At 39.0% G+C, this 11,719-nt stretch carries 13 protein-coding genes; 9 read left to right on the forward strand and 4 right to left on the reverse strand.

The features are described from left to right. Positions 1 to 95: 95 nt before the first annotated feature. Complete coding sequence (recA, locus tag BLQ18_RS03095; protein ID WP_090292499.1) at positions 96 to 1,103, reverse strand: recombinase RecA; 1,008 nt, start codon at positions 1,101 to 1,103, stop codon at positions 96 to 98. A gap of 280 nt (positions 1,104 to 1,383) precedes the next feature. Here recA and trhO point away from each other — a divergent pair, with 280 nt between their 5' ends. The 8 genes from trhO to BLQ18_RS03135 all read left to right on the forward strand — a co-directional run bounded on the left by trhO (position 1,384) and on the right by BLQ18_RS03135 (position 9,304). Continuing rightward, positions 1,384 to 2,415, forward strand: coding sequence for an oxygen-dependent tRNA uridine(34) hydroxylase TrhO (gene trhO / locus BLQ18_RS03100; RefSeq protein ID WP_090292501.1), 1,032 nt, complete (start codon positions 1,384 to 1,386; stop codon positions 2,413 to 2,415). Positions 2,416 to 2,610: 195 nt separating this feature from the next. After that, positions 2,611 to 3,777: a PSP1 domain-containing protein gene (locus BLQ18_RS03105; protein WP_090292503.1), complete on the forward strand. Its 1,167-nt coding sequence runs from the start codon at positions 2,611 to 2,613 to the stop codon at positions 3,775 to 3,777. Next, positions 3,767 to 4,255: a gliding motility lipoprotein GldH gene (locus tag BLQ18_RS03110; protein WP_090292505.1), complete on the forward strand. Its 489-nt coding sequence runs from the start codon at positions 3,767 to 3,769 to the stop codon at positions 4,253 to 4,255. Before BLQ18_RS03105 ends, BLQ18_RS03110 begins: the two co-directional genes overlap by 11 nt. 2 nt (positions 4,256 to 4,257) lie before the next feature. Continuing rightward, a complete protein-coding gene (locus tag BLQ18_RS03115) occupies positions 4,258 to 6,585 on the forward strand; it encodes a penicillin-binding protein 1A (protein WP_090292506.1) in 2,328 nt (775 codons plus the stop codon). A gap of 100 nt (positions 6,586 to 6,685) precedes the next feature. Next, positions 6,686 to 7,393 (forward strand): CoA transferase subunit A, encoded by a 708-nt coding sequence (locus BLQ18_RS03120; RefSeq protein ID WP_090292508.1) that lies wholly within the window; start codon positions 6,686 to 6,688, stop codon positions 7,391 to 7,393. Between the two features lie 10 nt (positions 7,394 to 7,403). Further along, entirely contained in the window at positions 7,404 to 7,760 is a 357-nt protein-coding gene (locus BLQ18_RS03125) for a four helix bundle protein (RefSeq protein WP_090292509.1), read from the forward strand. A 36-nt stretch (positions 7,761 to 7,796) separates the two neighbouring features. Then, a complete protein-coding gene (locus tag BLQ18_RS03130) occupies positions 7,797 to 8,450 on the forward strand; it encodes a 3-oxoacid CoA-transferase subunit B (protein ID WP_090292511.1) in 654 nt (217 codons plus the stop codon). A 320-nt stretch (positions 8,451 to 8,770) separates the two neighbouring features. Further along, the gene (locus BLQ18_RS03135) at positions 8,771 to 9,304 is read left to right on the forward strand and encodes a GNAT family N-acetyltransferase (protein WP_090292513.1); all 534 of its coding nucleotides are present in this window, start codon (positions 8,771 to 8,773) and stop codon (positions 9,302 to 9,304) included. Here the strand turns inward: BLQ18_RS03135 and BLQ18_RS03140 are convergent. Beyond that, positions 9,266 to 9,592 carry a hypothetical protein gene (locus BLQ18_RS03140; protein WP_090292515.1) on the reverse strand — a complete coding sequence of 109 codons (327 nt, stop codon included), beginning with the start codon at positions 9,590 to 9,592 and terminating at the stop codon, positions 9,266 to 9,268. The two genes, BLQ18_RS03135 and BLQ18_RS03140, sit on opposite strands and share 39 nt — an antisense overlap. Positions 9,593 to 9,733: 141 nt before the next feature. Here BLQ18_RS03140 and BLQ18_RS03145 point away from each other — a divergent pair, with 141 nt between their 5' ends. Then, the gene (locus BLQ18_RS03145; RefSeq protein ID WP_090292517.1) at positions 9,734 to 10,438 is read left to right on the forward strand and encodes an XRE family transcriptional regulator; all 705 of its coding nucleotides are present in this window, start codon (positions 9,734 to 9,736) and stop codon (positions 10,436 to 10,438) included. Here BLQ18_RS03145 and BLQ18_RS03150 read toward each other — a convergent pair. Both BLQ18_RS03150 and BLQ18_RS03155 read right to left on the reverse strand, forming a co-directional pair. Continuing rightward, positions 10,422 to 10,901, reverse strand: a complete 480-nt coding sequence (locus BLQ18_RS03150) for a very short patch repair endonuclease (protein ID WP_090292519.1) — start codon at positions 10,899 to 10,901, stop codon at positions 10,422 to 10,424. The genes BLQ18_RS03145 and BLQ18_RS03150 overlap by 17 nt on opposite strands. A 70-nt stretch (positions 10,902 to 10,971) precedes the next feature. After that, positions 10,972 to 11,718, reverse strand: a complete 747-nt coding sequence (locus BLQ18_RS03155) for a succinate dehydrogenase/fumarate reductase iron-sulfur subunit (protein ID WP_090292521.1) — start codon at positions 11,716 to 11,718, stop codon at positions 10,972 to 10,974. Between the last annotated feature and the right edge of the window lies 1 nt (position 11,719).

An 11,719-nucleotide genomic window follows, 5' to 3' on the forward strand; every position in this document is an offset into this window, starting at 1 on the left:
AAAAATCCTTTTATTCCCTAGATGTACTGTAATAGTAAGGGTTGCGTGGGATTTTGCCAACCAAAAGTTAATCTGCCCAAAAAAACGATGAAATGTTATTCGTTCACCGCGGCAATGGCTTCTCTGATTTTGCCTTCTAATTCTTCCGAAAGTTCAGGATTGTCCAAAAGCAAAGCTTTGACGGCGTCTCTACCTTGTCCCAGTTTGGTATCTCCATAACTGAACCAAGAACCGCTCTTTTTAACAATCTCATAAGCAACACCTAAATCCAAGATTTCTCCAATTTTTGAGATGCCTTCTCCATACATAATGTCGAATTCGGCAGTTTTAAATGGAGGTGCAACCTTGTTTTTCACCACTTTTACTCGGGTCTTGTTTCCTTGAACATCGCCATCGGTATTTTTAATTTGTGTGGAACGTCTGATGTCCAATCGAACCGAAGCATAGAATTTAAGGGCATTACCCCCAGTAGTGGTTTCAGGGTTTCCGAACATTACACCAATTTTTTCCCGTAGCTGGTTAATAAAGATTACGGTACAATTGGTTTTGCTTATGGTTGAGGTCAATTTTCGCAAAGCTTGCGACATCAAACGAGCGTGCAATCCCATTTTGGAATCGCCCATTTCCCCTTCGATCTCACTTTTTGGAGTAAGCGCGGCAACAGAATCGACAATTACAATGTCGATAGCCCCAGAGCGAATCAAGTTATCCGCAATTTCCAAAGCTTGCTCACCGTGATCGGGTTGAGATATGATCAAGTTATCGATATCCACACCCAATTTTTTGGCATAAAAGCGATCAAAAGCATGTTCAGCATCAATAAAGGCTGCTATACCTCCTGCTTTTTGTGCCTCGGCAATCGCATGCAAGGTCAAAGTAGTTTTACCCGAAGATTCAGGTCCGTAAATTTCAATCACCCTTCCTCTAGGATAACCTCCAACGCCTAATGCAATATCCAGTCCCAACGATCCAGAAGAAATTACCTCTACATCTTCAACAACACTATCGCCCATTTTCATTACGGCACCTTTACCGTAAGTCTTGTCCAATTTATCCAGGGTAAGTTTAAGGGCTTTTAATTTTGCTTCTTTTTCGTTGCTCATAGTAAAAATCGTTAGGAAGGCTAAAATACCATTTCTTTCTACATGCGACAAAAGGCACGCAACCTTTTTAATAACAATGTATCTAAAGGGTACTAACTCATATACATAGAGCTTTTAAGCTCGAATTTGCTAAGGAGGGAAGAAAATACGCTATGTTAATGTTTTAATGGATTAAGAAGGGTTTCTTTAAAGAAGCCCTTTTTATTTGCCCTCTTTTTTTAATTGTATCTTTGCCCACATTTTACAGCATACCATTCTTAAACTTAAATATTGATATAGCATGCAACTGTACAATACGCTAAGTGCCAAAGAAAGGGAAAAACTTATTGAGGAAGCCGGAAAAGACCGGTTGACCATCTCTTTCTATGCATATGCACATATAGGTAACCCGAGAATACTGAGAGATCATTTGTTCATTACTTGGAATGAAATGGAAGTATTGGGTAGAATTTATGTCGCCAAAGAAGGCATCAACGCACAACTTTCCGTTCCAGCAGAAAATTTTGAAAAGTTCAAAACCCATTTGGACAGTATTTCCTTTTTGGAGAATGTGAGGTTAAACATAGCCATTGAACAAGACAATAAATCCTTTCTAAAACTAAAGGTAAAAGTTCGCGATAAAATCGTCGCAGATGGATTGAACGATGACACTTTCGATGTGACCAACAAGGGTGTTCATGTGAACGCTTTAAGGTTCAACGAGCTGATTGAAGATCCAGACACTGTTTTAGTGGATATGAGAAACCATTACGAAAGTGAGATTGGCCATTTTAAAAATGCCATCACTCCTGATGTGGATACCTTTCGTGACTCTTTGGATATTATCGAGCAAGATTTGGCCGAACACAAAGAGGATAAAAAATTGGTGATGTACTGCACAGGAGGAATCCGTTGCGAAAAAGCCAGTGCCTATTACAAGCACAAGGGGTTTAAAAATGTATTTCAGCTAGAAGGTGGAATTATTGAATACACTCGACAAGTGCGAGAGCAAAATCTTGAAAACAAATTCAAGGGCAAAAACTTTGTTTTCGACCACCGAAGAGGTGAGCGAATTTCAGAAGAAGTAATTGCGCATTGCCATCAATGTGGAAAGCCTTGCGACACCCATGTAAATTGTGCTAACGAAGCCTGTCATTTATTGTTTATCCAATGTGACGAATGTGCACAGGCCATGGATAATTGTTGTTCCGTTGAGTGTCAAGAAACCAATGCCTTGCCATACGAAGAGCAAAAAGCATTAAGAAAAGGGAAGGGTGCCAGCAATAAAATATTCAAAAAGGGTAGATCTCCTGTATTGAAATACAAGAAGTAGCATTTCTATGCTGCTTTAAATTGTACTATATTTACCTAAGAATTATTTATGAACCCTATTGAGGTAATTTTCAAAAAGATAAAGATTTTTAATTGTCACATCGAGCGCAGTCGAGATGTGCATTAAGATTCAGATGTTCTCGACTGCGCTCGAACTGACATCATCTTTTGAAGAATCTCAATCAAGATACGAAATATGGCGTGTAGCAGTTGTTCAACCGGCAAGGATGGACAACCGCGTGGTTGCAAGAACAATGGTACTTGCGGCACTGATGGTTGTAACAAGCTGACAGTCTTTGACTGGCTTTCCAATATGTCGTTGCCCAACGGTCAAAAAACTTTTGATTGTGTTGAGGTACGTTTCAAAAATAGCAGAAAGGAATTTTATAGAAATGCGGAAGGATTATCCTTATCCATCGGTGATGTAGTGGCCGTGCAAGCCAAATCAGGTCACGACGTGGGCATGGTTACGCTTACTGGAGAGTTGGTTCGCATTCAAATGAAGCGAAAGAAAGTTTCTCCAGACGATAAGGAACTTCCAAAAATTTACCGAAAAGCGACCCAACGTGATATTGATATCTGGCAAAAATGCCGTGATCGCGAAGAGGAAATCAAAAAACGTTCCCGGGAGATTGCCATTTCACTTAAACTCGAAATGAAATTGAGCGATGTTGAATTTCAAGGTGATGGATCCAAAGCAACCTTTTACTACACTGCGGAAGATCGCGTTGATTTTAGGCAATTGATCAAGGATATGGCCAAAGCTTTCGGCATCCGAATAGAAATGCGCCAAATCGGATATCGTCAAGAAGCCCAACGTTTGGGAGGAATTGGTTCCTGTGGACGTGAATTGTGTTGTTCTACTTGGTTGACCGATTTTAGATCGGTAAGCACAGCTTCGGCCCGTTACCAACAATTGGCTTTGAATCCTCAAAAATTAGCTGGGCAATGTGGTAAATTAAAATGTTGCCTCAACTATGAGCTCGATATGTACATGGAGGCTTTGAAAAACTTTCCTCCATCAGACAGCAAACTCAAAACCAAAAAAGGAATTGCTTTTTGCCAAAAGGCAGATATTTTCAAGGAAACTCTTTGGTTTTCATACAAAGATGAACCAGCCAATTGGCACACATTGACCAAAGACCAAGTGCTGGAAATTTTGGAGTTGAACAAGAAAAATGAAAAAATAGAAAGCCTAGAGGAATATGCCTCTGACAATGTGGATGTGGATGAGGAGAAAATGGCATTTGAAAATGTGGTGGGTCAAGATAGCCTTACCCGATTTGATCGTCCCAAAAAGAAAAAAAGAAGGAACAAAAAACGTAGAAAGCCAAATCCTAAAGCATCTTCCAATGCGAAATAGTTTTTTAATCCTACTGGCTGCCGTGTTTACGTTGGCATCTTGTAACGATTTGTTGATCTATTCAGAATATGAACCCATTACAGATGGAAAATGGGAAATTGATAATCCTGTTCATTTCGAATTTTCAGGACTGGATTCAACAGCCACTTACAACATGTTTATCAACGTTCGGAATGACGATTCTTTCCAGTTCAGCAATTTATTTTTAATTACGGAGTTAGAATATCCTGAAGGAAATACCATAAAGGATACTTTGGAATATAAGATGGCAGAACCGACTGGTGAATGGCTTGGAAAAGGTACGGGAGGAGTAAAGGAAAACAAATTGTGGTTCAAGGAAAACATCGATTTTAAAGATTCTGGCGTATATAAGGTAAATGTTTCGCACGCCATGCGTAAAAATGGCGAAGTGGAAGGCCTTCACATTTTGGAAGGAATAACAGATGTTGGTTTGGAAATTGAAAAAGTCCCCAATTAATAATGGCAAAAAAAGTTCAAAAAAAACAGCAGCAAAATTTTACCCCGTTTATTAAATGGTTCTGGATTTTATTCGGAACAGGAGTACTTGGTGCAGTGCTCGTTTTTTTATTGGCCTCGTGGGGCATGTTTGGCGAAATGCCCACATTCGAACGATTGGAAAACCCAGAAACCAATCTAGCTACCGAATTTATCTCTTCGGATGGTGAAACTTTGGGTAAATTATATTTGGACGATAACCGAACTCCAGTTTCCTACGATGAATTGCCCCAAAATCTGGTTGATGCTTTGGTAGCAACCGAAGATGCCAGATATTACGACCATTCAGGAATTGATGCAAGAGGATTTATAAGAGCTTTGGCCTATTTGGGAAAAAGAGGTGGAGCAAGTACCATTTCGCAACAGCTGGCCAGACAATTGTTTATTGGTGTAAGGGATAAAGAAAGTACAACCAATGCCATTCTTCAAAAAATCCAGGAATGGGTGATTGCCACTCGTTTGGAACGTAATTATACCAAGGAGGAAATCATTTCCATGTATTTGAACATTTATGATTTCAATTACAATGCCGATGGTATTCGTTCTGCAGCAAGAATTTATTTCGGAAAAGAACCACATGAACTTCGGACAGAAGAATCTGCAGTTTTGGTGGGCATGCTGAAGAATTCTTCTTATTACAATCCAATGCGCAGGGAAGAGTTGGTGTTCAATCGAAGAAACACCGTTCTTGGGCAAATGGCAAAGTACGATTACATCACAGAACAAGAAAAGGACTCTTTGCAGGCTTTGGAGATGAAGATCAATTTTAATCCAGAATCACACAGAGAAGGTTTGGCCACCTATTTTAGGATGTACATGCAACGCTGGTTGAACAATTGGGTGAAGGAAAATCCAAAACCAGATGGTGAAAACTATAATATTTACTTGGACGGACTAAAGGTGTACACTACGGTGGATTCCAGAATGCAGAAAAATGCAGAAGAAGCAGTGCAAGAACATATGAAGAACCTCCAAGCGGAGTTTTTCAGACAAAATACACCCAAGCAAAATGCTACAGCACCCTTTTTGGATATTTCCAGGGGCGCAATTGATACCATCATGGAACGCGCGATGAAAGCATCTCCTAGATGGCGAGTATTAAAACGTGAAGGATTATCAGAAAAGGATATTGAAGCTACTTTTCACAAAAAAACGGAAATGACCGTGTTCGATTGGAACAGTGATTCTTATGAGAAGGACACCATCATGACCCCGATGGATTCCATCCGTTACTATAAAACTTTCCTTAGAACGTCTATGATGTCAATGGAACCCCAAACAGGACATGTAAAAGCATGGGTCGGGGGAATCGATTATAAACATTTTCAATACGATAATGTAATTCAGGGAGCGCGTCAGGCAGGATCTTTATTCAAGCCATTTGTTTATGCTGCGGCTATTGATCAATTGCGGTATTCCCCTTGCTTTACATTACCAGACAACCAATACAGTATTGAACCTGGAAAACATGGGAATATGGAGGCCTGGACCCCAAAAAATTCAGTAGGTGAATATTCAGGTGAAAATATGACCTTGAAAAATGCATTGGCTAATTCGGTAAATACCATCACAGCGCAGCTAATAGATCGCGTTGGACCTGGAGCTGTAGTTGCATTGGCAAAAAACATGGGCATTAAAAAGGAAATCCCAGCAGTGCCCTCTATCGCATTGGGTGTGGCAGATGTAAGTGTTTATGATATGGTTGGGGCTTTTGGTACCTATGCCAATCAAGGGGTGTATGTAAAACCAGTTATGGTAACCCGAATCGAAGACAAAAATGGAAGTGTGCTTTATGAATACACTCCAGAAACCAAAGATGTGTTGAGTAAGGAGGTGGCCTATGCCATGGTCAATCTTTTGGAAGGGGTGACACTATCGGGTTCGGGTGTCCGATTACGAAACGACTATAATAAGAACAATGCTTTTTATAAAAGAGTAATAACAGGTTATCCATACAACTTTACCAATCCAATTGCAGGAAAAACAGGAACCACACAAAACCAAAGTGATGGTTGGTTTATGGGTATGGTGCCCAACTTGGTTACAGGTGTTTGGGTCGGTGGAGAAGATCGTTCCATTCACTTTCGCAGTATAACAGAAGGTCAAGGTGCAGCCATGGCGTTACCTATTTGGGGAACGTACATGAAAAAGAACTATGCGAATGAAGAAATTGGAGTTTCTAAAGATGCATTTGAAGTGCCTGAAGATATGTCTATTAACTTAGATTGTACGCAACAGGCTGAAGAGGAAAAAATAGAAACGGAAGATGATTTGGACGATTTGGATTTCTAATTCAATTCTAAAACGATTAAATAAAGCCCCAAGCATATCGAAATTTGCTTGGGGCTTTTTTATTAATATCGTAATTTCAGTCAATCATAAATAAGAAATAATGATTAGAAAAACAGTTGCAAATGTCCAAGAAGCGGTAGATGGAGTTAAGGACGGGATGACTTTTATGTTAGGTGGTTTTGGTCTTTGCGGTATTCCTGAAAATGCTATTGCCGAATTGGTGCGATTGGGCATTAAGGATATTACCTGTATTTCAAACAATGCGGGAGTAGATGATTTTGGATTGGGCTTGTTGCTTCAAAAACATCAGATAAAAAAAATGATTTCCTCCTATGTTGGGGAAAACGAAGAGTTTGAAAGGCAAATGCTAAGTGGTGAATTGGAGGTGGAACTTACCCCTCAAGGCACTTTGGCAGAAAAGTGCAGAGCTGCACAAGCTGGGTTTCCTGCTTTTTATACTCCTGCAGGCTATGGTACCGAAGTTTCAGAAGGAAAAGAAACGAGGGAGTTCGATGGTAAAATGTATGTTTTGGAACCTGCTTTTAAGGCCGATTTCGCTTTTGTAAAAGCATGGAAGGGAGATGAGGCAGGCAATTTAATTTTTAAGGGCACAGCACGCAATTTTAATCCCTGTATGTGTGGGGCGGCTACCATTACAGTGGCTGAGGTAGAGGAGTTGCTTCCAGCTGGAAGTTTAGATCCCAATGAAATTCATATTCCAGGAATATTTGTGAGTCGAATTTTCCAAGGAGAAAAATATGAGAAGCGAATTGAACAAAGAACTGTTCGAAAATTGGAATCAATGTAAAAATTAATCAATGATAAAAAGGGAAAATGTAATCGTTACCAAATCCGTAGATTTTGCCTTAATGATAATTGATTTTTGTGAAACTCTAGAGAAGGAACGCAAATTTGTGGTCGCCAATCAATTACTTAAATCTGGAACAAGTATTGGGGCTAATATTCATGAAGCACAAAATGCAGAAAGCAGAGCGGATTTTATTCATAAAGTAAAAATTGCGCTAAAAGAACTTGAAGAAGCAAAATATTGGTTGACCCTTTGTGAAAAAGCAGAAAGTTATCCATTTGAAGCCAGATTAAGGGATAGTATAAATGAATTAGGACTAATCATGTATAAGATTATAAGTACAAGCAAAAGGAATCTAAAAAATTGATTCATTGCTGTATTAAACACATTAGTAAATTATTTTATGTTAGATAAGAACGGAATTGCAAAACGCATCGCAAAAGAAGTAAAAGACGGTTACTACGTAAACCTTGGGATAGGAATCCCGACTTTAGTTGCGAATTTTGTGCGTGACGATATAAGTGTGGAATTTCAAAGTGAGAATGGCGTTTTGGGCATGGGTCCTTTTCCTTTTGAAGGCGAAGAGGATGCCGATATCATCAATGCTGGTAAACAAACCATAACCACCCTACCTGGGGCTTCTTTTTTTGATTCAGCAACAAGCTTTGGGATGATTAGGGGCAAGCACGTGGATCTAACTATTTTGGGAGCGATGGAAGTCGCTGAAAATGGTGATATAGCTAATTGGAAGATTCCAGGTAAAATGGTGAAAGGAATGGGAGGCGCGATGGACTTGGTGGCTTCTGCAGAAAATATAATCGTTGCCATGATGCATACCAATAGGGCAGGTGAATCAAAATTATTGAAGCGATGTACCCTGCCATTGACAGGAGTCGGTTGCGTCAAAAAGATTGTGACCAACATGGCAGTAATAGAGGTAACTTCCGAAGGCTTTAAATTGTTGGAAAGAGCCCCTGGTGTTTCTGTGCAAGATATTGTAGGAGCGACTGAAGGAACGCTTTTGGTTGAAGGGGAAATTCCAGAAATGAATATTTAATAATTATTGGACGTTTTTTTACAACAAAATAAAAGCAATTCACAACATAAGTTTTTATTTGCCATTCATCGAATTTACATTTGGTTATATCGAATTTTTTACCCAAATTAACCACTTAAATAGAATTCACCATGGCACTTAAATCTAACACAACTATGGACGAAAATGTTCAAGTTTACAGAAACGACTTTTTCACAGGATTTATGCTATTGATCAAAAAGCTTTTCATGCTTTAGACCAAATTAAATCCCCCTTAAAAAATTGGAGCCAACACATTGTGAGGCTCTTTTTTTTGACCTAGATTTAAGAAAAACTATCAAATGCTTTCCTACAGGAAATGTACAATTTCGGACTTGGAAATTTTGACCAAAGTTTCCAAAGAAACATTTATCGATGCCTTTGAAAAGGATAACAATCCTGTTGACTTTCAGAATTACATTCAGCAAGCCTTTTCCATTAAAAAAATAACAACAGAATTAAAGAACCCAAACAGTCATTTTTATTTCGTATTTGATGATAATACTCTAGTTGGCTATTTTAAGTTGAATACAGAAAGCGCCCAAACCGATGTTCATGACCCTACTGCATTGGAAATAGAACGTATTTATGTGTTAAAGGAGCATCAAGGCAAAAAAATAGGAGCCTGGATGCTTCAAGAAATCATTTCCCTTGCCCATAAAATGGAAAAAACATTCATTTGGTTAGGGGTATGGGAACACAATACCAATGCCATTCGGTTTTACCAACGACATGGATTTCAAAAGTTTGATGAGCATCCCTATTTTATTGGGGATGACAAACAAACGGATTGGTTACTACGAATAAGGCTCAAGGATTTTCCCCAAGAACATTAGATCACCCTCAGCTCGAAACTTATAGGCTATCGAATTTTCAAATGCTGCATGCATCAATAGAGAAATTGCAGTGGCATTCGATTTGGTTAAACTGTTTGTGCGGTACACCACATCGCGAATGGTGGAAAAACTAATTCCACTGCGAATGGCCACGTTGGCAAAGTCGTTTTTGGTCAAGTTTCTTCGAAGTACTTCAGAGAGTCGTTCGCTAATTGGACTTCCATAATCCTCTTTGGAAAAAATAAGTGCAACGTTGATTTCGGGGGGCATTCCTTTGATTGATCCCATAAAATAATTGGTATTTAAAGATTTATATGTTGGGGTCAGATCCTATTTTCTATATTTGGGTTGTAACCCAATTACAGAAAACTAAGGAAATTGCTGCGGAAAGCGTGTATTGCGTAACAATATTACACAATATAATAATTAATGTATACAATAAAGCAATTAAGGCGTAAAAAAAATATTAGTCAAACTGAATTGGGCGAACAAATCGGTGTGAGTTTGAGGACCATTCAGCTCTACGAAAGAAAAGACGCCAATATTCCCATAAAGAACCTTACCAAGATAGCTGAGTTTTTTGGACTCACAATTGCCGAACTTTATATGCGTGAGGTAAACGATATGGGCGAGGCCTATACCAAAAGGCAACCTTTTACCAAACACAACAGCGTATTTTATCCACTAGATCAAGGAAAACACCTAGTTATGGCGCCTTTGGTTTTGGTGGAACATCAAGAAAAGTATATTCAAAATGTAAAGGAGGATAAAATTTCCAATCCCTTTCAAGCTGGATTTGTGATTGATTTTTTAGCAGATAATCCCCACAGAATATTTGAAGTTTCTGGTGATTCCATGAATGATGGAAAAATTGATGCCATTCCAAATGGCACTTTTGTTTTAGGGTTGGAAATAAAAAAAGAAAGTTTTGTCCGAAGTAATGAAACATCTTGGAATTTGCCCTATGTGATTGTAACTGCGAATCGCGTTATCTGTAAGTGCCTTACAGGATATAACAAGAAGAAAAAAACGCTTACTTGCCATAATTTAAATACATCACCAGAATATCAAGATTTTGAATTGCCTTTAGAAGAAGTACTCCAAGTCTTCAAATTGGTTAAGAAACAGATTTAATTTCATTTAAATGGTCTAGAACCTGTTCAAGACAATCGTGGAGGTTTTTCTTCACTTCTGTTTCCCAAAAACGGAACACTTTGTATCCCATTTCATCCAATGCTAGGTTTACCTCTTCATCTCTTTGAATATTGCGTTCAATTTTAGGAATCCAGAATTCACGATTGGTTTTTATCTTTTCCTTGCGTTCTACCCAATTATAACCATGCCAGAATTCACCATCAATAAAAATAACGGTCTTATACTTTTTAAGGGCGATATCGGGCTTTCCAATGAGTTTTTTGTAATCTATGCGGTAACGATACCCTTCTTGCCATAACGCTTTTCTAAAGGCAAGTTCTGGTTTCGTGTTTTTACCTCGAATCTTTCCCATGATCTTGGAACGTTCGGGAGTGGTGTAAAATCCACTTTCCTCGTTAAATCGGGGTACTTTAATACGTTCCTGTGAATATTCTTTGGGCATACGATAAGATAACAAAAAACCCAAACTCCTCTCGAAGTTTGGGTTCTTAATATAGTTTTTGGATAGCGTTTTATCCCTTTAAAGTAGCAGATAAATATTCGCGGTTCATACGTGCGATATTCGTTAAGGAAATACCTTTAGGACATTCCACTTCGCAAGCTCCAGTGTTGGTACAGTTACCAAAACCTTCCAAGTCCATTTGGCGAACCATGTTTTGAACACGTTCTACAGCTTCCACCTTACCTTGTGGCAACAAAGCAAATTGGGAAACTTTTGCTGAGGTAAACAACATGGCACTGGCATTTTTACAAGCGGCAACACAGGCGCCACAACCAATACAGGTGGCAGCGTCCATTGCCTCATCCGCATCGTGTTTGTTAATTGGAATACTGTTGGCATCAACTGTGTTACCAGAAGTGTTCACGGAAATATATCCGCCAGCTTGCTGAATGCGTTCAAAAGCACTTCTATCCACAATCAAATCCTTTATGACAGGAAATGCAGTGGCACGGAAAGGCTCAATTACAATGGTGTCTCCATCATTGAACTTACGCATGTGCAATTGGCACGTAGTAACCAAACGGTCTGGACCATGAGGCTCTCCGTTGATCTGTAAGGAACAAGTTCCGCAGATACCTTCCCTACAATCGTGGTCAAACTCCACAGGCTCTTCTCCTTTGGAGACCAACTCTTCGTTCAAAATGTCCAACATTTCCAAGAAAGACATATCACCTTCTACACCATCAAGGGTATAATCAACTATTTTACCTGGTGAAGATGCGTCTTTTTGACGCCATATTTTTAGATATAATTTCATA

The sequence above is a fragment of the Flagellimonas zhangzhouensis genome (assembly GCF_900102925.1).
Classification (GTDB): domain Bacteria; phylum Bacteroidota; class Bacteroidia; order Flavobacteriales; family Flavobacteriaceae; genus Flagellimonas; species Flagellimonas zhangzhouensis.